The organism is Nostoc sp. XA010, from assembly GCF_020829625.1.
Lineage (GTDB): Bacteria > Cyanobacteriota > Cyanobacteriia > Cyanobacteriales > Nostocaceae > Nostoc.
On the sequence record NZ_JAIVFX010000032.1, the window covers coordinates 26069 to 51947 of the forward strand.

The window sequence follows — 25879 nt, forward strand, 5'->3', positions numbered from 1 at the left end:
TGAGACATATATATTATTTTGTTTCAATTTCAAAAAGGACTCGCAGCAATGCGAATAGGGTAGGGCATACCCAAATTAACGCTTGGGGAGAATCCCACCTCGGGGCTAGGCACTGCAAGGTACTTAGTTTAAGTGGTTTCGTTGAGCCAAGAATCCTCTAGCTTTAACAAACCCAGCATAGCGAGGTTTGTGTAGCTATGGGGAGTGTCAAAGTGTTGCCTAAAATTATGGATAATTCCCCAGTAGTCGCTCAAGCAGATGCATCCTTAGCAAATTACACTCAGGAAAATATACATCTAGTGGAGTCAGCAGTTGGATTGAATTCACCACCAAAGGAAAAGATCGGAAGTGACTTTGACTCTCGCATGATGCTGCGGTGTTTAGAACTTGCTCGCCGCGCTTTAGGACGGACTTCGCCAAATCCGCTAGTGGGAGCGGTGATTGTCAAGGATGGCGAGATTGTAGGCGAAGGGTTTCATCCTCGTGCAGGTGAGCCTCATGCAGAAGTGTTTGCCTTGAGGGCAGCAGGGGTTGGCGCAGCCTCTCCCCAGGAGAATCGCGCTCGTGGTGCAACAATTTACGTCAGCCTAGAACCTTGTAATCACTATGGGCGTACTCCCCCTTGTTCAGAAGGATTGATCGAAGCAGGGGTGGCAAAGGTGGTGGTGGGTATGGTTGATCCCAATCCCCTGGTAGCTGGAGGTGGTATTGCCCGTTTACGTGCCGCAGGGATCGAGGTGTTGGTAGGAGTAGAAGAAGCAGCTTGTCATCAGCTAAATGAAGCTTTTGTGCATCGCATTCTCTACAAACGACCTTTAGGAATTTTAAAATATGCCATGACTTTAGACGGCAAAATTGCTACTACCTCTGGTCATAGTGCCTGGGTAACAAGCCAAGAAGCCCGCAGTGAAGTACATCAGTTGCGGGCGGCTTGCGATGCAATAATTGTCGGCGGTAATACAGTTCGACAAGATAATCCTTACTTAACCACTCGTCAGGTGGAAGCACATAAACCCCTACGGGTGGTGATGAGTCGCCATCTCAGACTACCGGAAAATGCCCATCTGTGGCAAACTGCGGATGCTCCAACTTTGGTGTTGACAGAGAAGGGTGCTAATCCCGACTTCCAAGAACTGTTGCTCAAGCAGGGGGTGGAGGTGGTGGAATTAACATCACTTACACCAGATAAGGCTATGGCGTACTTGTATGAGCGCGGTTTTTGTAGCGTCTTGTGGGAATGTGGTGGAACCCTAGCTGCTAGTGCGATCGCTCAAGGAGCAGTACAAAAAGTTTTGGCATTTATTGCCCCAAAAATCATTGGTGGTAGCATTGCTCCCACACCTGTGGGCGACTTAGGTTTTACTACCATGACTGAGGCCTTGTCTTTAGAACGTGTTCGTTGGCGTGTAGTCGGCTCTGACTGCTTAGTGGAAGGTTATTTTCCCCAAAAGCCAATAGTCAATAGTAATAACACTTGACTATCAATTAATTTATCGTGATTTTGCTATCATGAACACTGACGTTCATGGGCAATATCACGTATAAGGGCTAGCCGAGATTGAATGTAGTGGCACAGATAATCAGTTTCGTTAGAATCTAACAACACTTGTGTTTCGGTTTGTTTCACTAACCACTGCACCAAGCTAGCATCATCAAGTTGTAAGAGGAGCTTGGCTTGGGCAGTTTCAACCACTGACCAAAGCTGACGCATGATTTTAGGAGTCATCAGACCTCAATTGAATAATTAGCTTTGCTGTCTTTACATTACACAATTACAATCGCACTTTACGACATGAATGTAGAAGTTGAGACAAGTATTATTAAAAACTTAATAATCGTATTTATAAGTTTATGAAGATTAAGAATTTGAAACTCAGTTTTGAAAATGGGAATTGGGCATTGGGAATTGGCTATTAAGTAAAACGGCGTAAATAATTAAAGGTTTGTAGTAAGAACTTTAGTCCTAAAAGAAGGACTGAAGCCCTTAATACGCACTCGATTACAATAATTTTACATAATTTAACATAGTTAAATTTATTGGCGCCGACTTACTTAGTTACGGCTCATAATTTAACTAATGACTAACTATATTGAATCCTAAATCTGTCTTGTAAAATACAAAAATCTAAATTTTGAGGACAATGTTTCCCAGGAAATTAACACCTTTTGGCTGTAGATGGACTCACAAAATCATGTAAATTTTCATCCCAAATGCTAATGTAAATAAAATTACATTGTTGGCGGATAATCTGACCCTTAACTGAGCCATTATTAAAACTAAAATTATCAGATTGACGCTGTTGTACTTGTTTTAGTCCCTGCTTTATATCTTCAGTGGCTTGTCCACCTAACATTCCATTCAAGGTAGTCTCCATTACCTGCGGGTCTACCGATTCGGCAAAAGATACCTCAGTTTGACGCAGCACTTTAGAATTACGATCAAATAAGTAGCCAAGGTCAATTTTGTCTGGCACTAGTTTGTAAACGACAGCACGAGTCTTGCCCCATGCGCCTCTTAAATCTTGATTTGGTTTGCCGAGGGTAGCTTCTACGATGTTTCTTGGTGTACCTGTAGGGAATGCGGGAACGCTTTGCCTGCTGGTAGTGGCAGCTAATTTAGTACGTGGCTTCTTCTGTGGCGTGGAACGCATTTCTGGTGTGGGAACTGGGCTGGCATTGCCCAAAGCAGGTATCGCCTCATTCTCTGGTTCTGGCTGTGGTGTGGATACTACTGGCGCTGGAGTATCTGAAGTTACAGGCTCTTCTTCTGGCTGTGGTATAGATACAACTGGGGGATCAGAGGTTGGCAAAGGATTGGAAATTACTCGCCGTCGTGCTGGTGAAGTTGGTACAACTGGGACTGGAGAAGTTTGAGACGAAACGGGCGGTTCAGTAGATGCAGGAGAGGGCAAAGATTCTGGCGATGGGGTGGGGCTTGTGGCAATGGTTGTTTCTGGTTGTTGCTGACGAGTCATATTAGAAATTGCTACTGCACTAAGCAAGCCGCCTATGAGTAAACTACCAACAATTACAGCAGGTTTTTGCCAGTTTCTACCAGAGGAAGACGGTGCGATACCTTCGGTGAGCTTCGCTAACGCAGAATTTTTTTGCGGTGAATGCAATACCTGGGTTTGTCTCGATGTAGTGGGAGAAAAACTAACTGTGGGAGTATTTGCAGCTAACTCAGTAGGTATATTAGTAGGAGACTGCAAAGCATGTAGCATTTTACTAGCAGTGCTGTAGCGATCGCCAGCATGAGGCTTAATTGCTTGATTGAGTACCCCCGCCAATTGGGAAGAGACATGAGGAGCGTGATCTTGCCAAAGTATTTCCCCAGTTTTGAGATCAGTTTGTAGTTCTTGCGGGTGTTTGCCAGTCAGCAGATAAACCGCCGTTAAGCCTAGGCTGTAGATATCAGTGGCGTAAACTGGGCGGCCAACAGCTTGTTCGCTAGGCATATAACCAGGCGTACCCATGACGAGCGATCGCGTCGGGTATCCTGGAGAATTCACCACCGAACGGATTGTTTCTTTGACTGCACCAAAATCAATCAAAACTGGCTTGCCATCAACAGAACGGAGAATAATGTTCTCAGGCTTGATATCCCGGTGAATAATGCCTTTGCTGTGGACATAATCTAAAACTGAAAGTAGACTCAAGAGAATTTGCCGAACAGCAGTTTCACTCTCAAATCCTTTGGCTTCGACAATTTTTGTCAAGGTTTGGCCGTGAATCCATTCTTGGACGAGGTAAAATTGCCCATTCTCAGAAAAGTAGGCGTAGAGTTTCGGAATTTGGTTACTACTTTCACCCAAAAACTCCAAGGTTGCTGCTTCCCGTTCAAACCGTTGTTGGATAATGTGGTAGGTTTGCGGGTCATTATTGGTTATCGGTTTTAGTTGCTTGATTACACAGCGACGGCGAGAAGGCATGTGGACATCTTCAGCCAGAAAGGTTTCGCCAAACCCACCAGCGCCGATTATCTGGATAACTTGATAGCGATTGTTTAGCAGGGTTATTGTCATGAGAAATCACAAGCGTAGACACCGGAGACATTTCGTCTCTGGGCTTGTCGTCAGACATGGCCCTTTCCAAATGTACATCAGATGAGTTAATGAGTTATGAATACTAAACTTCTTGCAAAAGTCTATCCCCTTTTCCACATCCTGTGAAAAGTCAGGTTGAGCGATGCCTACGGCTGGCTACGCCTACGCATTTCCTTTAGGACTTACGCACAAGAGATCCCCAACCCCGATAAATTGGGGGCTTTTAAGATCCCCCCCTTTTTAAGGGGGTTAGGGGGGATCGAGATTTCAGGTTTTCAATGCGTAAGTCCTGTGCTTGTTGAGCGATCGCATTTGCTTGTTGAGCGATCACATTTGCTTGTTGAGCGATCGCATTTGCTTTTTGAGCGATCACATTTGCTTGTTGAGCGATCACATTTGCTTGTTGAGCGTCAGCATTTGCTTGTTGAGCGTCAGCATTTGCTTGTTGCGTTCATCCGAAAACGAAATAGCTGATTAACCAAGGTTTTACCCCACCCTAACCCTCCCCTTATAAAGGGGAGGGAACTAGATTTCTTGTTTCTCCCCAATAAACGGGGGGATTAAGGCGGGTGACAAAGCCAACATTTTATGTACTAAGTAAACTCTATAGTCTCAACAAACTCTAAAATACTCTCCTTGATATCTTCAGCTTCTTCTTCAACGGAATCGGGAGTTTCACCGTTAATAAAGCTGTGCTGACTACTAACTATATACAAAAATTCACCACTGATAAAGGTGAGTAGCCCCCGGTAAGCGTCTAATCTAATCGCAGTTCCATTATTTTCTTGCTTAGAAATCGTCGAACCTTTGGGCATATCAATTAATACGTAGTAAGCGCCTCGCAAAGTGTCTGCCAGATATTCGGTATACTCCACAGAAGCATCTGGGACATTTGCAAAAATCGCCTGGGGTACATATTTGTCTACTAAAATTGTTTGTAAATATTCTTCTTGTCCAACAGACTCCAATTCCTCTAACTGTTCTAGAGGGAAAGGATAATAATCGATTCTCAGCAGAGTACCAATGTCATCGGAAAAGCCAACGACTCCTTCCTGACTTTGAATTCTACCGCCCTGCTGCGGATCAACCGGAATCGGCACAGCAAAATTACCTAAAGGGGATTGATATGTCTGTTCACTAAAATCTTCTATGACTACTGTCTCATCTTCATCGTCTGTATATTCTTCATCTTCTGCTTCTTGAAAGGCTGCGATTACCTCCTTGATAATTTCCTCTGCTTCTTCATCCTCCAGGTCTAATGCTGCTTGTAGCTTTTTGAGGTAGGCTTGTTTCGGTTTGGGGATGGCGAGGTCATCGTCTAAAAGCACTATTACCCCAGCAGCAAAACCATCCAGCACTAATTCATCTGAGAGAGATACTTTGGCGACATTAAACAAAGGCCCAATTCCCTCTTCTTGTGCAATGGAGATTAGTCTATCAACAATTTCAGCGATTTCATCTTCTGAGTATTCCTCAAAAACCTCAAATTCCCAGAGGATACCTGCCAAACTATCTGCATCGACATCTTCAATCAATGAATCAGCGATCGCAGTCACAGTTGCGATCGCCGCCACCGCTTCCTCTGGACTTAGCGATTCCTCTGATGTCTTTGGTGAGTTAAAAACCTTGTCATACTTGGTCATAAATGCTACCTAAATTAATTCCTTGATAGTAATAACAGATTGAAAGTGACAATGGTCAGTTTACCAATGAAGCGAATTTTCTAGAGAAATTGGCTAACAGGTAGTTTACTTACTATTGCTCAGGTATAACAAAATCTTGTTGACAGCTAATCTCCAAGGAGTTGAGGTCTTTTAAAATCTGTTGTCGAATATACACTTAAACACGAGTTAGGCTCAATATTTACCGTAAGTCAGCTTTATTAAATATTGTAAATTTTTGTAATCAAGCAATTATCATTAATAACTGCTATGTTCCTTTATTTTTATCCTCTAGCAGATGAATTATATCTATCGATAGAATTATAAACTAGCTACCGATAGATACCTACACCGTGGGAGGGATGTCACAATACCAAAGTTTGTAGTGACATACAATACTCGAAACGTTGTACTGTTGGTCTACAAGTATGAATTACATGAAATTTTGAGTTTTTTATGGTACAAACCCCTCCATCTCAGTTTTCACCAGATCAATATAAAGTTGATTCTGCACAAGAAAAAGTAGAAGCTATTATAGAAACACCATCATCAGATACTGAGATTGACTTAGAGTTTCTTTACACTAGAGATATTGAATTTCGTCAGGAAACCATTTACTTTCTTGTGGTCGATCGTTTTTATGATGGCGATCCAGATAACAGCGTAGGTGCAAACTCAGAACTGTACGATCCAACTAGACAAAATTGGGGTAAGTACTGGGGTGGCGACTTGCAAGGTGTCATCGATAAGTTAGATTATCTCAAAAACATGGGAGTGACAGCACTTTGGTTAACTCCACTGTTTGAGCAGGTTGAAGAGTTATTTGTTGGAAATGCAGCGCTACATGGCTATTGGACAAAAGACTTTAAGCGGCTCAATCCTCGCTACATTGCTGATGGAGAAAATCCTTCTTTAAACGCTACGCAAGAAGAAAAAAATACGACTTTTGATCGGTTAGTTACAGAACTGCACAAGCGCAATATGAAGCTGGTGCTAGATATTGTCTGCAACCATAGCAGCCCTGACACTAGCGGTAGTAAAGGTGAATTGTATGATGATGGCGTCAAAATTGCTGATTTCAATGATGATGTGAATCATTGGTATCACCACTATGGCGAAGTGCAAAACTGGGAAGACGATTGGCAAGTACAGAACTGTGAACTATCTGGTCTAGCAACCTTTAATGAGAACAATACGGAATATCGAGAATATATTAAGTCAGCCATTAAACAATGGCTAGACCGGGGTGTGGATGCACTACGGGTGGATACTGTCAAGCACATGCCTATCTGGTTTTGGCAAGAATTTACTGGTGATATGACCAATCACAAACCAGATATATTCATTTTTGGTGAATGGATTTACAGTAATCCTACTGACGATCGCTCGGTGGAATTTGTTAACCACTCAGGCATGACACTGCTAGACTTTGGGTTGTGCGTGGCAATTCGAGCCGCACTAGGGCAAGGTTCAGAAATGGGATTCCAGACAATTCAATACATTTTTGACCAAGATTATCGCTACAACGGGGCAACAGAGCTAGTTACCTTCATCGATAATCATGATATGTCCCGCTTCCAATCGCTGAACCCCGATCCAGCGATGTTGAAGGTTGCGATCGCTTTAATCATGACCTGTCGCGGTATTCCCTGCATCTATTACGGTACAGAACAATATCTGCATGACGATACCGATGGCGGTAACGACCCGTATAACCGCCCGATGATGGAAAATTGGGATACTGAGAGTGAAATTTATCGTTGCATCAGGTTATTGTCTGGCTTACGGCGACTGAATCCAGCCGTGTCAATGGGTAGCCACTGGCAAAAATACTTAACAGCAGATATTTACTGTTATGTACGCCGCTATCGTGACTCTGTGTGTTTTGTAGCTTTAAACCGGGGAGGAGGAGTTACTCTACCAGAAGTAGAAACAGAATTGCCCGATGGAGAACATACTTGCGTAGTGACTCGCAATAAGTATGAGGTGAAAGACGGCAAGATTTATAACCTGGTATTAGAAGAACGCGGAGTGCTTGTTTTCAGCCACGTTGGGGAACGGATAAAAGCACAGACAATTGTGCGCGTCCAACTCACTGGCGTGGATACCAAACCCGGTGAAATCATTGTGGTGACAGGAGATTGCCCAGAGTTGGGTAACTGGGATATCAGCAAAGCATATCCTTTAGAGTACATTAACTCGAATACCTGGTCTGCGGAGATTCCCTTTGATGAAAGTACTGGTAAGCTAATTGCTTATAAATATGCCATGTGGCGGGAAGGGCGATCGCCCCTGCGGGAAAATCTCGTAAATCGCCGTTGGGTGATTGCCAAAGAAGGTACTGTAAAATGGCGTGATACCTGGGCTTCGGGAAGAGAATCGTAGAAATATCGAATGAAGAGTGAAGAGTCAATGATTAAAATTTTGATTCTTCACTTTTTATTATTTATGAACTTTAAGTAACAAAAAGTACACAAACAAGCGTATTTAACCACAGTGTGCGCCATAGTATAGTAGTTAGATATTTTCTAAATATTTCTTCAATATAATTTAGTTTACAGTGATCTGGATCACACCACTTTGTGAGTTAAAATAACTAATATCAAGCAGATAAGCACCCAAAAACTGTTAAAAAGAGGGGCAGAAAGGCTTTAGCTTTTACAGAATAAAAGAATAGATCATACCTTTATAATCGCTAAACTCAGCAGTTTTTAATACTTACCAACCAAGTCATCTAAAAAAATGAGAAAAAGGTAAATGGTAATGTTCGACCTCTTACTGAAAAATCAATTAAGTGCTCCAAAAAAACTAAAATTTAAAAAGGAAATTTTGGCACGAGTTCAAGGTCGAAGTTCAGAAGCTTTAAATGACGAAATAAAATTCTATAAAACTGAATTGCTTCCCTATTTTATAAAGTTGAGCCAACAGAATCCTGTTTTTAGTGTGACAGAGCAATTACGGCTTTTAGCGGGTGTTTGGACACCAATCTGGTCTACCATATCGTTTCATGAAAGTTTACCGCAAAGAATACAAGAGCAGTCCTTCCAAATTTTCCAGCATGATGGTTACTGTGCCAGTATAGCTCGCTATATAATGGGAAAAGAGCAGTCTTTATCCGAGAATTTTCAATCAAGATTACCAGCTTATGATTTCATGGTAATCCAAAAATATGAAGTTCAAAATGGGAAATGGTATCTTCAAAATATTGATAGATTTCAGGCTTTTACAAATAGAGAAATTCCTCTAACTTTAGAATCAGTCTACAACTGGTTTACTCATGTAGTTAATACTAAAGTTAAACTGAACGCCTCGAACGGATTTTTACCTAAAGCTCTAAAATTAGAAAATATAGAGATAAATCATGTTAATGGATTTCAAAAAACATCTTTAATAACTTCTCAAGTGTTTGAGCATTTATATATAGATAATGACTTGCGGCTTGTGAAAACCCAAACAGATCCCTCACATTTACCTAGTTATACTATTGCTGTGAAGAGGCAATAATTGTCGATTGATGAATGCCTCTGCTACCTTTTGATTCAGACAACGATCGCCAAATTCTTGTTCAATTCCACCGCATATATAATATCTTAACTCCTGGGAGTGTATTCATATTCGACATTGCAAGACAGGACAAGTCGCACAGTGAAATACAAGCAAGGGGTTTACTTAAGGAGAGAGGTGGGTAGTACTAGTTAAAAGTGAACTCCAGCGCGTGGGCTTTGGAGGTGAAACAATGCGTAGTTATAATAAATACCTACTGAGAAAGAGTCATGTAGCATTCATTATACGCAAACTATATGAATAAATATCTGAATCAAATCCAATATCTAATTTTTTTTGCTATGGTGATCCCAAAGTAATTGTTAAGTAATTACGAGGTGTAAATCAAGTTACTAGTCAATAACTTTGTATTTTAATATACAAATATATAGAGAAAATATCTCTATAAACTGGATCTGTTTTGTTACTTATTCGGTTGGGCAATACGCGCTTCAATATCTTCTAATGTTTGTAACAATAGACGACTTGCCTGTAATTGCCAACCCCATTTCTGAATTCTAAAAGCTAATACAGTTCCAACTATAGCAGCTAACAAACATACAGGTTGATTTAAAGAAATTCCGAATAACAAACCTAATCCAGCAATTCCCCAAAATGGTAAAGCTGCTGTTTGTCTTTGTTCTTCCACAATTTGAGTAATCATATTAGAAGATTTCTTACTAGCGAGTAATGCCTCTTTGACTTGCCTCTGTTCGGCTGCGGACACTGACAAACCTATTTTGCGCCGTAGTTTTTCAATTTTGCGGGCATCAGTGCTGTACTCTGTTAGCTCATCTTCTGCCATTTTTAACAGTCGTTCTAGTTGCGCCATTGTGCATTGTATCCGATATTACGATAAAGCCATTATCCCGAATAATTGTTATTTTTAGACTATATGGTATTTAATTACACAATCTAAAATCACGCCAATGGCTGCAAAATATAAAATTGAATATAGGAAAAATATACTAGTACACCACGGCGGAAATAGAGCAACCATTAAAAATCCCTAAATAGCTTATTCCATAATACTTTTGGCTTTTGACTTCCGCCTTGCGGTTAGCGGTTACGCACTGACAAACTGAGTATAAACTTAAAAGGTAATTATGACTACAGTATCTAAAAGCACATTATCGCCATCTTCTCAAGAGCGATCGCTCATCTTGTGGTTTGATGAAGTTGGTATTGCTGATATCCCGGTAGTTGGTGGTAAAAATGCCTCACTGGGCGAAATGATTCAACAGCTAACACCCAAAGGTATTAACGTTCCCACAGGATTTGCCACCACTGCTTACGCTTATCGTCATTTCATCAAATCAGCAGGTTTAGAAGCAAAGCTACGCAAACTCTTTGCTGACTTGGATGTTGAAGATGTCAAAAATTTACGAGAACGGGGAAAAAAAGCGCGATCGCTATTAATCCACACCCCATTTCCTGTAGAATTGCGAGAGGCGATCGCTAAAGCTTACCAAAGTCTTTGTGAACAATACAACGCAGATACAGATGTTGCAGTCCGCTCCAGTGCCACCGCCGAAGACCTTCCAGATGCTAGTTTTGCTGGACAGCAGGAAACTTACCTCAACGTTGTCGGCGCTGAAGGAGTTTTAGCAGCTTGTCATAAATGCTTTGCTTCCATATTTACCGATCGCGCCATTTCTTATCGTCACACCAAGGGATTTGACCACTTTAGCATTGCTCTGGCTGTGGGTGTGCAAAAAATGGTGCGCTCTGACTTAGCAACCTCTGGGGTGATGTTCTCCATTGATACAGAAACCGGATTTAAGGATGCGGCGCTGATTACAGCCGCCTACGGTTTAGGCGAAAACGTTGTCCAGGGGTCTGTAAATCCTGATGAATACTATGTTTTTAAACCAACTTTAAAAGCTGGTTTCCGCCCAATTATCGATAAAAAATTGGGTAGTAAAAAACTGAAAATGATTTATGATGACGGTTCCAAACTTACGAAAAATGTGTCTGTTTCACCTAGTGAAAGAGGTAAATTTGCCCTGAATGATGAAGAAATTTTACAACTAGCAAATTGGGCGTGTTTAATTGAAGACCATTATTCCCAAGTCCACGGTATTTCCACGCCAATGGATATCGAGTGGGCAAAAGATGGGATTACTAATCAACTTTTTATTGTGCAAGCACGTCCCGAAACCGTGCAGTCGCAGAAGACGGGAAATGTGTTGCGGAGTTATCGGTTGTTATTGGGGAATAGGGAATGGGGAATAGGGAATGGAGAAAATTCCCACTCCCCACTTCCTGATTCCCAATCCCCACTCCCCCTTGTTACAGGACGGGCGATTGGGGAAGCGATTAGTCAAGGGAAAGCACGCCTAATTTTAGATGTTCAGAAACTCGAACAATTCCAAGTTGGGGAAGTTTTGGTGACAGAAAGAACTGATCCCGATTGGGAACCGATTATGAAACGCGCTAGTGCAATTGTTACTAATTCTGGGGGCAGAACATGCCATGCAGCGATTATTGCGCGGGAATTGGGTGTACCTGCGATCGTCGGATGTGGCAATGCTACAGAAATTTTAAAACCTGGTCAAGAGGTAACAATTTCTTGCGCTGAAGGGGAAGAGGGAAAAGTTTATGCAGGTTTATTACCTTTTGAAGTGGAAGAAGTTCCTTTAGAGAACTTACCCCGCACTCGCACTCAAATTTTAATGAATGTGGGTAATCCCCAAGAAGCATTGAGTTTATCGGCAATTCCCAACGATGGGGTAGGTTTAGCACGGACAGAATTTATCATCGCTAACCAAATTCAAATTCATCCAATGGCATTGATTCATTTTGATTTATTAAAAGATGAATTTGCCAAAGCTAAAATTGCTGAAATTACTGCACTTTACGACAATAAACCCCAGTATTTTGTAGATAGATTAGCCCAAGGTATTGGTAGAATTGCGGCGGCATTTTATCCCAAACCAGTAATTGTCCGAACCTCAGATTTCAAAAGTAATGAATATGCCAACTTGTTAGGTGGGCGACAGTTTGAACCCCATGAAGAAAATCCAATGCTGGGTTGGCGAGGGGCAGCGCGTTACTATGATGAAGGCTACAGAGAAGCTTTTGCCCTAGAATGTAATGCTATTAAACGGGTACGGGAAGAAATGGGTTTGACAAATGTTATCCCGATGATTCCGTTTTGTCGTACTCCCGATGAAGGGCGTTTGGTCTTAGCAGAGATGGCAAAAAATGGTTTAAAGCAGGGTGTTAACGGCTTGCAGGTTTATGTGATGTGCGAGTTGCCCAGTAACGTTATTCTGGCTGAGGAATTTGCTGAGGTATTTGATGGCTTCTCTATTGGTTCTAATGATTTAACTCAACTTACACTGGGGATAGACAGGGATTCGGCGTTGGTAGCGAGATTGTTTGATGAACGCAGTCCAGCTGTGAAACGAATGGTAAAAATGGCCATAGAAGCGGCAAAAAAATGCGATCGCAAAATCGGCATTTGTGGACAAGCACCTAGCGACTATCCAGAATTTGCTCAGTTTTTAGTTGAACAAGGAATTGACTCAATTAGTCTCAATCCAGATTCAGTTTTAAAGACGATGCTGGAAGTCGCAAAAGTCGAGGGTAGTAATTCGTAATTTGAGTAATTTATGCCAGCTAAAGACCGCTACCACCAGAACCTCAAAAATGCCCTAATCAAAGATGGCTGGACGATTACCGACGATCCATTTCATTTGAAGTGGGGAAAAAGGGATATGTATGTTGACCTGGGTGCAGAGAAATTGATTGCTGCTGAAAAGGAAGGACAGCAGATAGCCGTTGAGATTAAAACGTTTCGCAGCGTATCGGATATGACTGATCTTGAACACGCGCTGGGACAGTATCTTGCATACCGCTCTGTGATGAGTAGAACCAATCCCGATCGCGTCCTCTATCTCGCCGTTCGGGACGAAGTATACGCCGATATCTTTGATGAGCCAATTGCTAAACTTTTGGTAGAAGATTACAAAGTTCATATTGTTCTATTTCAGCTAGAGCAAGAGGTTATTTTTAAATGGATACCTTGGAGCAATACAGGCAGTTGATTCGGAATATTCTGATTGAACATACAAAAATTCCCTTCAGCGCTGGCGATATTCAATTTGAGACAGTTTTCGACAGCGAACAAGACCGCTACCTATTGATGATTTTGGGAAGAGAACCAGCCTATGACTTGTCTCCTACTGTGACTCGTCGCGTTCACGGCTGTATGATTCACATTGATATTATTGATGGCAAAATTTGGATTCAACGTGATGGTACTGAAGAGGGGGTAGCAACGGAACTCGTTAGGGCTGGTATATCAAAGGATCGGATTGTATTGGGATTTCGGTCTGAGGAACTGCGGAAAGATTCAGAATATGCTGTTGCATAACCAACGGTAGTTAAACTTCTGGATAATTGCCCATAGCATAGCGATCGCCATATTTTGTTTGTGTAATCTTCTACAAAATTTTGACTGCTCAACCATAAGTATCTTACTATCTTGCAGAATAGCAATTTAGTTTAGCCAAAAGCAAGATGACAAATCTTTTGGAAACCGAACACTTGATCATTCGCAGTTGGATACCCAAATGCGATGCCGAACAAGCATTTGTAATTTACAGTGACCCTGAAGGGACGAACACACAAGTATTACAATATTCAACTACTCCTGTTTCAACTAGATGCACTTGAAAAGTGGAGGGGGAACACGGGAGCAGTTCTTGAGCAGAGAGCAGGGGGGCAAAGGAGTGGAGTTGAAGGACTCGTCAGCGAGTATCAAAGACTCATTGCCTATTCCCTATGCCCAATGCCCAATCCCCCATGCTCAATGACTAATGACTAATGACTAATGACTAAAAAGTGGTTCCGAATTGGGATGGTGAGTGTATTTATTCTGTCACTCGCCTTAAGGTTTTGGGGGCTGGAGCGATTCAACACTCTGGTATTTGATGAAGTTTACTTTGCCAAATTTGGTAATAATTATCTCACGCATACGCCATTTTTCAATGCTCATCCGCCGTTGAGTCAATATATGATCGGCATTGGCATTTGGATTGGCAGCCACATTCCTTTTTGGCACGATACGGTAAATGGACTGACAGGATCATTGCGATCGCCTTGGACTTATCGGTGGTTTAATGCCCTTACCGGCTCATTTATCCCTTTAGTTATAGCTGCGATCGCTTATCAATTAAGTTATCGCCGTACCTTTGCTCTGCTTGCAGGTTTGTTTACAGCTTGTGATGGCATTTTTCTAGTTGAGTCTCGCTATGCTTTAAGTAATATTTATATCGTCATCTTTGGTTTGTTAGGGCACTGGTTTTTATTATTGGCATTAGATAACCAAAATCGGCGACGTTCTTTTTGGTTAGTTTTTGCTGGCATTGCTTTTGGTGCGTCAGTCGGTACTAAGTGGAACGGTTTATGGTTCCTCTCAGGTGCTTATTTCATTTGGATAGCAGCTTGGGTAATCTATTTGATACATTCTTTTCTTAACTCCAAACTCTTTTTTGCATCTTCTTCATCGAAGGAGGCAGGGGAGGCAGGGGTTAGTACTTATTCTGCCTCATCATCCTCATCTCAAACACCACTACAAAACCTAACTCAGCTAAATATTTTTCACATGCTGTTTTATCTAGGAATTATCCCAGCTTTGATTTACAGCATTATCTGGATTCCTCACCTGCAACTAGATAAAACTTATGGATTTATTGCAGTACATCAGCAAATTTTGAAGTTTCACTTACAGCTAGGTGGCAATAGTCCTAACGTGCATCCTTATTGTGCTGCCTGGTACAAATGGCCGTTGATGACTCGACCAATGGCATATTATTATCAAACGGCTAAAAGTATCACCGAACCCTTACCTGTGATGGGGCCGCCTTTGCCTAGTGGTGTTGGACAAGTTATTTATGATGTCCATGCAATGGGCAATCCATTTTTGTGGTGGTTTGGTGTTGCTGCCATGTTGTTTTTAGTAGGGATGTTCGTGTCACAAGCCGTAGTTCACTGGGTGAAAGAAAAGCGTTTTTCAGTACCTGCAACTCTTAGTGTTGATACTTGGATTGCCTTGTATTTAGTTATAAATTATGCTGCTAACTTATTACCTTGGGTAAAAGTGACAAGGTGCGTTTTTATCTACCACTATATGTGTGCAGTGGTGTTTATATTTTTAGCGATCGCTTGGTTTGTTGATCAGTGCCTTCGCAGTTATTATCAACAACTCCGGGCGCTAGGTGTCACCATTACTTTTATCATTCTGGCTGCTTTTATTTTCTGGATGCCCATTTATTTGGGTTTACCCCTCTCACCTCACAATTATAAGCTGCGAATGTGGTTTAACTCTTGGATTTGATAGGGGTATTAGGCATTGGGTATTAAAAGAATAATGTTGGAGCCATTCCAGGTAGCGGTTTGAGGCTAGCTAGCGATCGCCAAAAAATATGTCGATGCACAGGGAGGCGAGATTGTAGTCACTAGTCAAGTTGGAGTCGGTACAACCTTTACCGTCACCCTTCCCTTAGTAGAAGCTTAAGCGGTTACAGCAATTGTCACATCTGGGGAATACAAAATCATTGTTGGGGCACAATATATTATTGTGCCCTCTGTTATGACTTCTTTTTTTTCTGCTCACCAGAAATTGATCTTTACAAAAACGTTACTAAAATTTAGCGACTATTTTCGGAATTTATAAATTGGATTTGTAGCCTAATCTATATCTACAAAAGCAATATTCCACAAAAATTGTCAGAAATATAACTTAACTAAATTATTTTTTGCATAAGATAAAAACTAAAAGGTGATAAGTACTACAGTTGCAAGAAAAATTATTTTTTGCAATGTTTATACTTAATTTAAAGATAATTGCCAGATTATGACCGTTTATAAGATATTCGTGTGTCCTAAACCCTAGTGAATAATACGTATATGCGTGAATACAATACGACAATTGAAACAAGATATATAAAAGTAACTAGCGGTAAGTATTTAACGTCATTTCAGCGTAAATTGCTGCTAGTAAGTTTGGAAAAAAGTTTACCTGAATCTTACCGACAACGTATTGAAATCATGTTGTTGGCAGATGAGGGAAAATCCCAAACAGAAATTTATCAAATTTTGGGGTGTTGTCCAGCTACAGCAAGGCATTGGATGCACATAGCCCGGACAGGGATGGCGCACCAATGGCAAGATTGCCCTATTGGTCGCCCGAAGGCAGTAAATGAGGAGTATTTAGAACGTTTAAAAGAACTAATTAAAAGTAGTCCCCGCGATCATGGCTATGCTTTTCGTCGATGGACAACAAACTGGTTAGGGAAACATCTAGCAAAAGAATTTGGGATTGAGGTGAGCGATCGCCATATCAAGCGACTACTCAAACAGATGGGATTATCCACACTACCAAAACCCAGCAATTCTGAAGCAAACAGCAATGAGCAGGCTAAGAGTTCCAAAATCTTCATTAGTGACCTGAAATCAGCAGCTATTCCAGATGATTCAGAATTTTTGTCTTTGAACTTCGCAACATTAGGAAAGGATTCAGACATCTATGGCGCAAGATATATCTGCTCAGTTGGTTTCTCTAGAACAGTTCAACAATACTCTGGGTTATTCTCTTTCGAGAGAGGAATTTCAACACTGTCTTCAACAAGCTAAATTTATCAACCCGAAAGTCGGCAAATTCTGGCAAGGAACTGATGCTCAACCAGGAATCTATATTGCGATCGCAGGCAAGGTCAGGTTGCTAGATAGCGCCGATGAGTTAATTGCCACTTTAGAGGCAGGTGACTCATTTGGGGAATTTACTTTGTTTAAAGAGGGTGATTTTAGACCTTACGCTGCAAGGGCTTCAGTCAACTTACAATTATGCTTTGTTTCGGGTGAAGTGTTATGGCCATTGATGGCTAAATATCCCCAAATTCGGGAGCATTTGTGGGCTAGGGCGCTATCCCGTAATCCCCAACAGGTGGACTCAGATAACCCCCCAGTACTGCCATCTGACTCAAAACAGGGTCATGAAACAAAGATTTTGTCAACGTCAGCAGTAAAGCCACGCGAGAAAAAAATAAGCAAAGCCTATTTTCCCAACTCCACGCAGCGAGTAGGGCATTTATTACAGCGTGTGATTCGGCGCTATCCGTTTTTTGCCCAACAGAGTGGATCGGATTGCGGTGCAGCTTGTTTAGTGATGGTGTCTCGCTATTGGGGGAAAAACTTTAGTGTCAATCGCCTGCGGGATATCGCCAATGTTGACCGCAATGGCTCATCACTGCGGGGGTTATCGGCTGCGGCGGAAAGTATTGGGTTTTCCACACGACCTGTGAAGGCGAGTCTTGACCAATTAGCGAAGCAAAAATTGCCTGCGATCGCTCACTGGGAAGGCAAGCATTACATCGTTGTCTACGAAATTACCCCCAAACACGTCATTGTAGCCGACCCCGCCATTGGGCAATGCAGCCTCAGCCACGCAGAATTTAAAGCCAACTGGACTGGTTACACATTGCTGCTGCAACCGACGGCTATGCTGAAAGATACCAAAGAGACTTCTACTCCTTTTTGGCAATTCTTTGAATTAATGAAGCCTCACTCCTTAGTGATGCTGGAAGTGTTTGTCGCTTCCTTATTTATCCAGATTTTTGGACTTGTTACTCCCTTATTTACCCAGCTAATTTTAGACCGAGTAGTAGTGCAGCGTTCTGAACTAACCTTAACGGCGGTAGGGTTAGGGTTACTAATTTTTAGTTTATTCCGTGTGGCGATGACGGGGTTGCGGCAATATCTGTTAGATCACACGGCCAATAAGCTCGATTTAGCACTAATTGTGGGATTTATTCGCCATACACTGTGCCTACCTTTAAGTTACTTTGAGTCCCGTTATGTGGGGGATATTATCTCTCGTGTACAGGAAAACCGCAAAATTCAACGCTTCCTCTCCGGTGAGGCGTTGTCCATCCTACTAGATTTAGTCACTGTCTTTATCTATTTAGGATTGATGTTTTGGTACAGTTGGAAAATGGCGTTGTTGGTGTTGGTAATTGTACCGCCTTTTTTCCTGCTGGCATTGATTGCTACACCTTTTTTACAAAAGATTTCTAGAGAAATATTTAATGCTGTTGCTAATGAAAGCAGCTATCTGATCGAAGCCCTTTCTGGTGTGCGAACAGTTAAATCCACAGCAGTAGAACAGACAGTGCGTTGGCATTGGGAAGAGTTATTAAGTAAGGAAGTCAAAACTAACTTTTCCGGGCAAATTATCAGCAATCGCTTGCAAATATTCAGCAACACAATTGAAGCAGTGGTAACTACTATCTTGCTATGGTTTGGGGCATACCAAGTAATTCACAACCAGCTAACCATTGGGCAATTGGTGGCATTTAATATGTTGCTGGGAAATATTATCAGACCCTTCCAACGATTAACAGTTTTGTGGAATCAATTGCAAGAAGTGGTGATTGCCATAGAACGCATTAATGATGTGTTAGATGCGGAACCAGAAGAGGATTTGCAACACCAAGCGCGGCAATCTTTACCACCTATTCAAGGTAACATTCGCTTTGATAACGTGACATTTCGCTATCACCCTGAAGGCGAGATCAATATCTTAGAAAATCTCAGTTTTGAAATACAAAGTGGGCAAATGGTTGCCCTGGTGGGACGGAGTGGTTCGGGTAAAACCACGATTTCTAAGCTGGTTTTGGGATTATATCCCCCTACGGATGGCAAAGTATTGATTGATGGGCATGATATTACCAGTCTTTCGTTGCGTTCTCTACGCGAACAAGTGGGGGTAGTTGACCAAGATACCTTTTTGTTTGGCGGAACAATTCGGGAAAATATTAGCTTGGCACATCCTGGGGCAAATTTGGCAGAGATTATTGAGGCGGCGCGATTGGCGGGTGCTGATGAGTTTATTAAAAAGTTGCCTATGGGTTATGAAACCCAGATTGGTGAAGGAGGCGGGATGTTGTCGGGAGGACAGCGACAAAGAATTGCGATCGCTAAGGCATTGTTAGGCAATCCCAAGCTGTTGGTTTTGGATGAAGCGACTTCCCATCTGGATGCAGAGTCAGAAAGGATTATTCAGACGAATTTAAACACAATTCTCAAGGGCAGAACCACCTTAGTAATTGCCCATCGCCTTTCAACAGTGCGGAATGCAGATTTGATTTTAGTGCTAGATCGCGGCGTGTTGATTGAGAGTGGAACTCACAAAGAGTTGATGGCGAAGCGGGGACATTATTTTTATCTCAATCATCAGCAGATGGATGTTGCGGGGTGAAAAAAGAAGATAAGCAGGAAGCTTTCGTTGTCTCCCCATTCCCAAAATTGATATCAGGAAAAATCATGCCAAACACATTAAATGGAAAGGTTCAAACCCAAATCTATGAGGTAGAACAGGGCGAGGAAATTTTCAGGGAGCAAACACCAGCCATATCAACTGATGATTGGGCTTACGCAACCAAGGATTTACTTGATAGCTTGCCCCAGGTTTGGACAAGGGGATTGCTATATTTTTTGGTGGTGTTTGTGTCGATTATTTTACCTTGGGCGATGCTATCTAAGGTGGATGAAACGGGTACGGCAAGAGGGCGACTTGAGCCAAAGGGAAAGACGGTTAGGTTGGATGCTGCGGTGGCAGGTACTATTGCCGAAATTCGGGTAAAGGAGGGTGATTCAGTTAAAGTTGGGCAGACTTTATTGGTGTTGGAATCGGAATTAGTTAAAGCGGAATTGCGGCAGGCACAGGAGAAGTTGGAGGGGCAATTAAATCGACTTTCTCAGTTAAATTCATCTAAAAGTCAGTTAGTTGTATCTTTGACAACACAACAGCAACAAAATCAATCTCAACAGTTAGAAAAGCAAGCTCAAATTGATCAAGCGCGACAGAATATGAATGCTCTGAGTAATTCCTATGACTTACAAAAAGACGAAAAATTAGCTCAAGTAAATCAGGCACGGCAAACTCTTGAGCATAGTCAAACAGCTAATAAGTTAGTAAACAGTAGTTTAGCGAGTACCGAGCGGGAAGTTGAACGCTATCGCAGTCTTTGGCAGTCAGGAGTTGTTCCAGAAATTAATGTTGTGCAAAAGCAAGATATAGCTAAAGACAAGCAACAGTTATACGAACAAAATCAGTCAGATATTCAGCAGGCTAAACTACGTTTGTTAGAACAACAGAGTAGTTATGAGCGGACTATTCGGCAAGCAAATGCAGATATTGAGCAGGCACTGTTGCGACTGAAAGAACAGGAAAGGAGTTATCAGACCTTAACTCGTTCCAGCAAACTTGCTTTACTAAAAATCGACGAACAACAGAAGAATTTGGAGACAGAAATTACTACACTTCAGGCAGAAATTGCTCAAAGTAAGAGTCAGATTGTCTCATTAAAATTTCAGTTAGGACAACGAGAGTTCAGAGCCACCGTAAATGGTAGAGTGTTTCAGTTACCAATACAACGGGCTGGGTCTGTGGTGCAGCCTGGAGCAATGATTGCGGAGATTGCACCACAAGGTTCGCCTTTAATAATTCGGGCACAAATGGCGACAACTGAGAGTGGTTTTTTGCGAAGAGGATTGCCAGTAAAGTTAAAATTTGATGCTTATCCGTTTCAGGATTATGGTGTGTTGGAAGGAGAATTGTTAGAGATTTCTCCTACTACCATAGAAGTGAATACAGCTAATGGAAAAGTCGCAGCTTATGACTTGGAAATTGCCCTAAAACAAAATTGTATTCCCTCGGCTAATAAATGTATTGCCCTGCGTCCTGGGGATACGGCGACGGCAGAGGTAATTGTGCGCCAGCGTCGGATTATTGATTTTCTGCTTGACCCATTTAAGCAGTTGCAGCAGGGTGGGGTGAAATTGTAGGATATCTTCCTCGTTTCCAGGCTGAACCTAGAAACGCAATTCTTGGAGCCTCTGCCTCCTGAAATCTAGCATCTATAGATTTCGATTTCACGTTTAATCTCATCTATCTACTTAAGAAAAAATCATGTCTCAAACCATTACCATTACCAATGAAGACATTATTACCCAAGTCAAGCTCTCTTGTAAAATTCCTGAGATAATAGAGCAAATTCTTGCCCGCAAGCTTATTAAAGCTGCTGTTGAAGAAGCTGGCATCAAAGTAGAAATTGAGGAACTGCAAAAAGCAGCAAACCAAATGCGGTTAGCTAACAAACTCAGTAGTGCTGATTGTACCTGGGCGTGGTTGGAAAAATATAGTCTGTCTCTAGATGATTTTGAGAAAATGGTTGACAACGCCGTGATTTCTGGAAAGTTAGCTGCCCATCTGTTTGCGGATAAAGTTGAGCCCTACTTTTTTGAAAACCAACTAGACTATACCAGTGTAGTGATGTATGAGATTGTATTAGATGATGAAGACTTGGCGATAGAACTTTTCTATGCCATTAAAGAAGGCGAGATGAGTTTCTATGATGTTGCTCACAAATACATCCAGGATACGGAACTACGCCGAAAAGGGGGATATCGGGGAATAGTCAGGCGCAAGGATTTGAAGCCAGAGATTTCTGCTGCGGTATTTGCTGCTAAACCACCCCACCTTCTTAAACCCATTGTGACATCTTCGGGAGTATATCTAATTTTTATGGAGGAAATTATCCAACCGCAATTGGATAAGCAGCAACGCCATCAAATTCTGTCAGAGTTGTTAGGAGAATGGCTGAAGCAACAAGTTGAGCAAGTTGAGGTTGATCTCGACGGAAGCAAGCAAGTTGCAGATGTTGTTTATAACCAAAGCAAGAGTGATTAAAACTCTTTGAAGACTTAGGCAATGGCGCTCCCCACAGCGCCCATCGCACTTCATGAGTCTGGGTGCCAGTAGGCGGTGAGTGTGTGCCAGTTGCGTAAGTCCTGTCTCCTGTCTTTGATTGAGCAGATACATTGCTGCTACCCATCTTTTCCTTTAGGAGTCGAGGATAGCAGCAATTTAGTTCCTTTTTTAGGAGACTAGATTATTAGTCTCATCGCACAATTATAATAATAATAATTACCGGGTCTTCTGCTGCCCTGCCTCCTCTTACAGCTTTCAATTCCATCTCAGTCAGTTGTTGATATTCAAGTTCAGAAGAATGCAGATCAGAAATTGTAATCTTAGCCATTTTTAAATCTACTCCTTAGTAAAGTTGTATGAGTTGAGATTAGACTTTGAATTGCCTTCTCCCATTACCATAATCTATGATTTTATCCGTTATTTCAAGGTCTAAATAACTATAAAAATGACAAAAGTAATACAGTTTTTTGTGTGTTAATTATTAAAATAACTGCACTATTGTTCAAAAAATAAAAGTATTATACTTATTTGAAAAAAGCGACTATTTTTTGAGGACATATATGAAATATTTATGACCTTTTTCCTTTTTCACTGCTTACTTCATTTTTTCAAATTAGAAAAACCAATAAAAAATCAGTCCAAGAATTATCTTAGACTGAAGAATAATAATTTAGGGCTATTTCATTCTGGCAGTAGCAGCAAACCTTATGCTATTCGCTACAATCTGTCTCACTCAGGTAAGACGTGCCGTAAACTGCGTGTCTGTGACCCTATAAGATAGATTATTGGACAAAAATATTTCAGATAAATTATTTACCAAAAGAATACTTAATTAAAAAACTTTACTACAGCACTTCCGGCAGCTATGAGGTACATCCTAAAAGATGAAAGCGATGATAGCAGAGGGGTAAGGAGAAAATTATATTGCATAATAGCCGGAAGCGCTCTAACTAAAGGTGCAAGACTATTCCAAGCTGTATTACTACAAAATGCTACCACTTACCAATCGATTAAATAGCGCACTTATTGGGACATATCTATTTTAGTTAAATCACTAAATATAGTTTCAAACATTACTTTTAGCAAAGTTTTTTATGTATACTTACTAATGTAATCAATGAAGTTGAGGGATAAAAATGCAAAAAGCAAAAATCATAATTAGTGATCTGAATGTGGAAAGTATGATTTATGAACTTTCTGTTAGTGAACTCGCTTTAATTCAAGGAGGTGGAGAGGTAAGCGATTTACTAACCTGGATTGACGATCACTGGGAGGAATTTAAACAAGGCGTTAGCGATGGCTGGAACAAAAAGTAAAAGTTACAGTTTTTAATTACAGTTTTACCCAACGTAATAATGGAGCAAGACAATGGAAAGACAAATCAGTATCCAAGATATCCATTCAGACTATATCGAAGAAGCGAAGGAAGAAGAGTTGTTCCTTATTTTTGGTGGTGAAAATCTAGTACATGATGTAGGCTATGCAATTGGTAGAACAGCCAGATTTGTATCCGATACGGCAGTGGATGTTGTAGATTGGGTAAAGAGTTTATAAGTCTATAGTTGGACTAATGCAATCATCCTCACCGTAGCTAGCTTAGGAACGTGAATTAAATAAAATGCAAAACTTCATCAATTATCTAGCTTCCCTCTCCTTATAAAGGAGAGGGATTGAGGGTGAGGTAAGCCAAGGACATAAATTGTATGTTATTTAATTCTTATTCCTTAGTGAAAGCGAAACTACGAGGAAATGCAAAGTAAAACCTTAAAGTTCTAATTTTATTATTGGAATTAGAACTTTAATCATTTTTTACCCCTTTTGACGCTTGCAAATGCTATTTCTTGGTCATATCCTGTGAAAAAAGTTCTGACTCCAGTTAGTGTCGGAACTTTTTTCTTAGTAGGGGTAGCCTTTTGCGTGGTTTAAAACCACATTCAACTTTTAAAGGGGACGAAGTTCCGACTGCAATACAAAACTCGGAAGTTGGTAGAAACATTTGGCACAACCGTTCTACTGGCTTCATGAAAATTTAATAAAAATGTCATAAGCTTTGAATGTATGAACTAAGTATGTAGGCACAATTAAAGCAAACTACGTAAACTTATGTAAAGTACCATAAATGCTTTGAATATAAGCTTTTAAGCGATTTACATTTATTAATCTAGTTGTATTTTTTAGCGTCCAGCTACTTATCTATTATTTGTATGTAACCAGAACATCATTATTTTATGGTTACAGTTGATTACGACAGCAATAAAACTTTGATACCACTATAATCAGTAAACCAAGTTTTCGATAATATGCGATCGGATCTTTATTGTGTAATCAAGCTTAAGTAATTTCTAGATATAATCTAACTAGTTTTCATTTCTCAAAACACCTGCTTCTTTTTCGATGCGGTCAAGAGCTTTCTTCGCTCGAAAAAGCACTCTCAAATAAGCTAGTTGACTATTCCAAGGTGAACGAGGTAATAGGGTTGTTTGAGAGTCATTAAAAATCGTATTTTCTGAAGGCATATCAGTAGAGATATTATTCATAGAAATGGTATTTTGCAGTTTTTAATTACTAGAACTAACTAAAGATGATGCTAGATTTGGTTCTTCTTCCCAACCTTCTGGCCATTGAATGCGATCGCTAGTAAAGTGAAGCGGATCATTGTCAGGCCAAGGAGCATTAATCGGTTCTTCAATCAGAGCGAACTCACCGTTATCAAAGGGATTCCCATCTGCACGACGTTGGAGATATACACGCTCCCGAATACTCCGTTTTTCCTGAGTGAGGGCACGATGATGACAATAAGGATTGTTCCCTCTCTTATCAAAGAAAACGTGAGCAGTCCAACTGCAACCACCTCGACAGAGTTCAGCAAATTCACAAGTCTTGCAAAAACCCCATAAGTGTGATGTTCCTTTAGGAGTATCCGCTCCGAGATTAAACCGTAATTCTTCGGTTTCTTCAATAATTGTCCGTAGTGAATAATCGCGGATGTTACCGCCAGTGTATGCTGTGGTAGGTAGTGAGGGACAACCTTTGATAGCACCATCGGCTTCGATGCCTATAGCAGACAGTCCAGCACTACATCCCTGCCAAAAAGACCAAGCATCTCCTCCTCGCAGCATCCGTTCATAGGGCCCGTAATAGCCAATATTATTTCCTGGCTGTACTTGCACCCCTTCTCGCTTTGCCCGTTGAGCAACACGAGCAATCATAGGATATACATCTAGTAATTCATAAGGTTGCAGCAGAATCTCGTTATTATCTGCTGCATTCCCCATTGGTACAGTCAATTGAATTTGCCAAGCGAAGATTCCGGCATCGCGCAGATGCTCGTAAATACGAGGAAATTCTGGTGCAGAGAGACGATTGATTTGAGTGTTGCAGCCGAAGCGAATACCTGCTTCTTTGAGATTACTCATAGTCTTAAAGGCCCATTGCCAAGAGCCTTGTCTACCACGGAGGCGATCGTGAGTTGCTTCTAAGCCATCAACTGACACAGATACCACTTTAATACCAGCTTCTTTCATCCGGCGTGCTGTGTCGAGAGTGATACCATAACCTCCAGTAGTCATACCGCAAAGCATCCCAGCTTTGGTAATTGCTTGGGCAATCTCCAGCCAATCAGGACGCAGAAATGCTTCACCACCAATTATGGTTACTTCAGTGATTCCCACCTCCGCCATTTGCTTGACTAAATCAAGAGCTTCTGCTGTAGAAAGTTCGTTCGCCCTTGTATGACCAGCACGAGAACCACAATGCTGGCAAGCTAGATTACACTTTAATGTAATTTCCCAAACTGCATAACTAATTCGACGATAAGTCATTAGAATACCCTCAATTAATTTCTTGAC

The 25879-nt window shown here is 41.3% G+C and carries 21 protein-coding genes and 1 pseudogene; 14 read left to right on the forward strand and 8 right to left on the reverse strand.

The genetic code is table 11. The annotated features are described in order from the left end of the window. Window positions 1–227 precede the first annotated feature (227 nt). Complete coding sequence (gene ribD, locus LC608_RS28985) at window positions 228–1478, forward strand: bifunctional diaminohydroxyphosphoribosylaminopyrimidine deaminase/5-amino-6-(5-phosphoribosylamino)uracil reductase RibD (RefSeq protein WP_229556919.1); 1251 nt, start codon at window positions 228–230, stop codon at window positions 1476–1478. A 29-nt stretch (window positions 1479–1507) separates the two neighbouring features. Here ribD and LC608_RS28990 read toward each other — a convergent pair whose 3' ends face one another. From LC608_RS28990 to LC608_RS29005, 4 genes are all read right to left on the reverse strand, one after another. Beyond that, on the reverse strand, window positions 1508–1726 hold the full coding sequence (locus LC608_RS28990) for a hypothetical protein (protein WP_229556876.1): 219 nt from the start codon (window positions 1724–1726) through the stop codon (window positions 1508–1510). Between the two features lie 430 nt (window positions 1727–2156). Continuing rightward, window positions 2157–4025 (reverse strand): serine/threonine-protein kinase, encoded by a 1869-nt coding sequence (locus tag LC608_RS28995; RefSeq protein ID WP_229556877.1) that lies wholly within the window; start codon window positions 4023–4025, stop codon window positions 2157–2159. A 244-nt stretch (window positions 4026–4269) separates the two neighbouring features. Further along, entirely contained in the window at window positions 4270–4440 is a 171-nt protein-coding gene (locus LC608_RS29000) for a hypothetical protein (protein WP_229556878.1), read from the reverse strand. A 199-nt stretch (window positions 4441–4639) separates the two neighbouring features. Continuing rightward, window positions 4640–5689 carry a hypothetical protein gene (locus LC608_RS29005; RefSeq protein ID WP_229556879.1) on the reverse strand — a complete coding sequence of 350 codons (1050 nt, stop codon included), beginning with the start codon at window positions 5687–5689 and terminating at the stop codon, window positions 4640–4642. A 474-nt stretch (window positions 5690–6163) separates the two neighbouring features. On the opposite strand from LC608_RS29005, the gene LC608_RS29010 reads away from it, so the two are divergent. Both LC608_RS29010 and LC608_RS29015 read left to right on the forward strand, forming a co-directional pair. Beyond that, window positions 6164–8092, forward strand: a complete 1929-nt coding sequence (locus LC608_RS29010; RefSeq protein ID WP_229556880.1) for an alpha-amylase family glycosyl hydrolase — start codon at window positions 6164–6166, stop codon at window positions 8090–8092. A gap of 372 nt (window positions 8093–8464) precedes the next feature. Continuing rightward, entirely contained in the window at window positions 8465–9211 is a 747-nt protein-coding gene (locus LC608_RS29015; protein ID WP_229556881.1) for a hypothetical protein, read from the forward strand. Between the two features lie 463 nt (window positions 9212–9674). Here the strand turns inward: LC608_RS29015 and LC608_RS29020 are convergent, their stop codons facing one another. Beyond that, on the reverse strand, window positions 9675–10082 hold the full coding sequence (locus tag LC608_RS29020; protein WP_229556882.1) for a hypothetical protein: 408 nt from the start codon (window positions 10080–10082) through the stop codon (window positions 9675–9677). A 274-nt stretch (window positions 10083–10356) separates the two neighbouring features. On the opposite strand from LC608_RS29020, the gene ppsA reads away from it, so the two are divergent. The 9 genes and pseudogenes from ppsA (at window position 10357) to LC608_RS29065 (ending at window position 22010) form a co-directional block, all read left to right on the forward strand. Beyond that, on the forward strand, window positions 10357–12855 hold the full coding sequence (gene ppsA / locus LC608_RS29025) for a phosphoenolpyruvate synthase (protein WP_229556883.1): 2499 nt from the start codon (window positions 10357–10359) through the stop codon (window positions 12853–12855). A gap of 12 nt (window positions 12856–12867) precedes the next feature. Beyond that, entirely contained in the window at window positions 12868–13302 is a 435-nt protein-coding gene (locus LC608_RS29030) for an element excision factor XisH family protein (protein ID WP_229556884.1), read from the forward strand. Beyond that, the gene (locus LC608_RS29035) at window positions 13272–13631 is read left to right on the forward strand and encodes a XisI protein (RefSeq protein WP_229556885.1); all 360 of its coding nucleotides are present in this window, start codon (window positions 13272–13274) and stop codon (window positions 13629–13631) included. Before LC608_RS29030 ends, LC608_RS29035 begins: the two co-directional genes overlap by 31 nt. A 459-nt stretch (window positions 13632–14090) precedes the next feature. Then, on the forward strand, window positions 14091–15596 hold the full coding sequence (locus LC608_RS29040; protein ID WP_229556886.1) for a dolichyl-phosphate-mannose--protein mannosyltransferase: 1506 nt from the start codon (window positions 14091–14093) through the stop codon (window positions 15594–15596). Window positions 15597–15625: 29 nt separating this feature from the next. Then, window positions 15626–15776 (forward strand): annotated as a pseudogene (locus LC608_RS29045) (ATP-binding protein); the annotation flags it as partial. A gap of 392 nt (window positions 15777–16168) precedes the next feature. Further along, complete coding sequence (locus LC608_RS29050) at window positions 16169–16894, forward strand: helix-turn-helix domain-containing protein (RefSeq protein ID WP_229556887.1); 726 nt, start codon at window positions 16169–16171, stop codon at window positions 16892–16894. Beyond that, window positions 16788–19517, forward strand: coding sequence for a peptidase domain-containing ABC transporter (locus LC608_RS29055; RefSeq protein WP_229556888.1), 2730 nt, complete (start codon window positions 16788–16790; stop codon window positions 19515–19517). Before LC608_RS29050 ends, LC608_RS29055 begins: the two co-directional genes overlap by 107 nt. A 65-nt stretch (window positions 19518–19582) precedes the next feature. Further along, on the forward strand, window positions 19583–21106 hold the full coding sequence (locus LC608_RS29060; RefSeq protein ID WP_229556889.1) for an HlyD family efflux transporter periplasmic adaptor subunit: 1524 nt from the start codon (window positions 19583–19585) through the stop codon (window positions 21104–21106). Between the two features lie 124 nt (window positions 21107–21230). Further along, complete coding sequence (locus tag LC608_RS29065) at window positions 21231–22010, forward strand: peptidylprolyl isomerase (protein ID WP_229556890.1); 780 nt, start codon at window positions 21231–21233, stop codon at window positions 22008–22010. A gap of 211 nt (window positions 22011–22221) precedes the next feature. Here LC608_RS29065 and LC608_RS29070 read toward each other — a convergent pair whose 3' ends face one another. Beyond that, complete coding sequence (locus LC608_RS29070; protein ID WP_229556891.1) at window positions 22222–22359, reverse strand: hypothetical protein; 138 nt, start codon at window positions 22357–22359, stop codon at window positions 22222–22224. A gap of 808 nt (window positions 22360–23167) precedes the next feature. On the opposite strand from LC608_RS29070, the gene LC608_RS29075 reads away from it, so the two are divergent. Together LC608_RS29075 and LC608_RS29080 are read left to right on the forward strand one after the other, a co-directional pair. Further along, window positions 23168–23347: a hypothetical protein gene (locus LC608_RS29075; protein ID WP_229556892.1), complete on the forward strand. Its 180-nt coding sequence runs from the start codon at window positions 23168–23170 to the stop codon at window positions 23345–23347. A gap of 52 nt (window positions 23348–23399) precedes the next feature. Further along, on the forward strand, window positions 23400–23585 hold the full coding sequence (locus tag LC608_RS29080) for a hypothetical protein (RefSeq protein WP_229556893.1): 186 nt from the start codon (window positions 23400–23402) through the stop codon (window positions 23583–23585). An 803-nt stretch (window positions 23586–24388) separates the two neighbouring features. On the opposite strand, the gene LC608_RS29085 is transcribed toward LC608_RS29080, so the two are convergent. Beyond that, window positions 24389–24568, reverse strand: a complete 180-nt coding sequence (locus LC608_RS29085; protein ID WP_229556894.1) for a hypothetical protein — start codon at window positions 24566–24568, stop codon at window positions 24389–24391. A gap of 21 nt (window positions 24569–24589) precedes the next feature. Next, window positions 24590–25852, reverse strand: a complete 1263-nt coding sequence (locus LC608_RS29090; RefSeq protein ID WP_229556895.1) for a nif11-class peptide radical SAM maturase 3 — start codon at window positions 25850–25852, stop codon at window positions 24590–24592. Between the last annotated feature and the right edge of the window lie 27 nt (window positions 25853–25879).

Excerpts from the sequence above, each read along its gene's own strand:
- LC608_RS29015 (WP_229556881.1), top strand. The coding sequence starts at position 8,465 with ATGGTAATGTTCGACCTCTTACTGAAAAATCAATTAAGTGCTCCAAAA.
- LC608_RS29040 (WP_229556886.1), top strand. The coding sequence starts at position 14,091 with ATGACTAAAAAGTGGTTCCGAATTGGGATGGTGAGTGTATTTATTCTG.
- LC608_RS28990 (WP_229556876.1), bottom strand. The coding sequence starts at position 1,726 with ATGACTCCTAAAATCATGCGTCAGCTTTGGTCAGTGGTTGAAACTGCC.
- LC608_RS29080 (WP_229556893.1), top strand. The coding sequence starts at position 23,400 with ATGGAAAGACAAATCAGTATCCAAGATATCCATTCAGACTATATCGAA.
- LC608_RS29055 (WP_229556888.1), top strand. The coding sequence starts at position 16,788 with ATGGCGCAAGATATATCTGCTCAGTTGGTTTCTCTAGAACAGTTCAAC.
- LC608_RS29050 (WP_229556887.1), top strand. The coding sequence starts at position 16,169 with ATGCGTGAATACAATACGACAATTGAAACAAGATATATAAAAGTAACT.
- LC608_RS29005 (WP_229556879.1), bottom strand. The coding sequence starts at position 5,689 with ATGACCAAGTATGACAAGGTTTTTAACTCACCAAAGACATCAGAGGAA.
- LC608_RS28995 (WP_229556877.1), bottom strand. The coding sequence starts at position 4,025 with ATGACAATAACCCTGCTAAACAATCGCTATCAAGTTATCCAGATAATC.
- LC608_RS29085 (WP_229556894.1), bottom strand. The coding sequence starts at position 24,568 with ATGAATAATATCTCTACTGATATGCCTTCAGAAAATACGATTTTTAAT.
- ppsA (WP_229556883.1), top strand. The coding sequence starts at position 10,357 with ATGACTACAGTATCTAAAAGCACATTATCGCCATCTTCTCAAGAGCGA.
- ribD (WP_229556919.1), top strand. The coding sequence starts at position 228 with ATGGATAATTCCCCAGTAGTCGCTCAAGCAGATGCATCCTTAGCAAAT.
- LC608_RS29075 (WP_229556892.1), top strand. The coding sequence starts at position 23,168 with ATGCAAAAAGCAAAAATCATAATTAGTGATCTGAATGTGGAAAGTATG.
- LC608_RS29035 (WP_229556885.1), top strand. The coding sequence starts at position 13,272 with ATGGATACCTTGGAGCAATACAGGCAGTTGATTCGGAATATTCTGATT.
- LC608_RS29010 (WP_229556880.1), top strand. The coding sequence starts at position 6,164 with ATGGTACAAACCCCTCCATCTCAGTTTTCACCAGATCAATATAAAGTT.
- LC608_RS29020 (WP_229556882.1), bottom strand. The coding sequence starts at position 10,082 with ATGGCGCAACTAGAACGACTGTTAAAAATGGCAGAAGATGAGCTAACA.
- LC608_RS29090 (WP_229556895.1), bottom strand. The coding sequence starts at position 25,852 with ATGACTTATCGTCGAATTAGTTATGCAGTTTGGGAAATTACATTAAAG.
- LC608_RS29030 (WP_229556884.1), top strand. The coding sequence starts at position 12,868 with ATGCCAGCTAAAGACCGCTACCACCAGAACCTCAAAAATGCCCTAATC.
- LC608_RS29060 (WP_229556889.1), top strand. The coding sequence starts at position 19,583 with ATGCCAAACACATTAAATGGAAAGGTTCAAACCCAAATCTATGAGGTA.
- LC608_RS29065 (WP_229556890.1), top strand. The coding sequence starts at position 21,231 with ATGTCTCAAACCATTACCATTACCAATGAAGACATTATTACCCAAGTC.
- LC608_RS29070 (WP_229556891.1), bottom strand. The coding sequence starts at position 22,359 with ATGGCTAAGATTACAATTTCTGATCTGCATTCTTCTGAACTTGAATAT.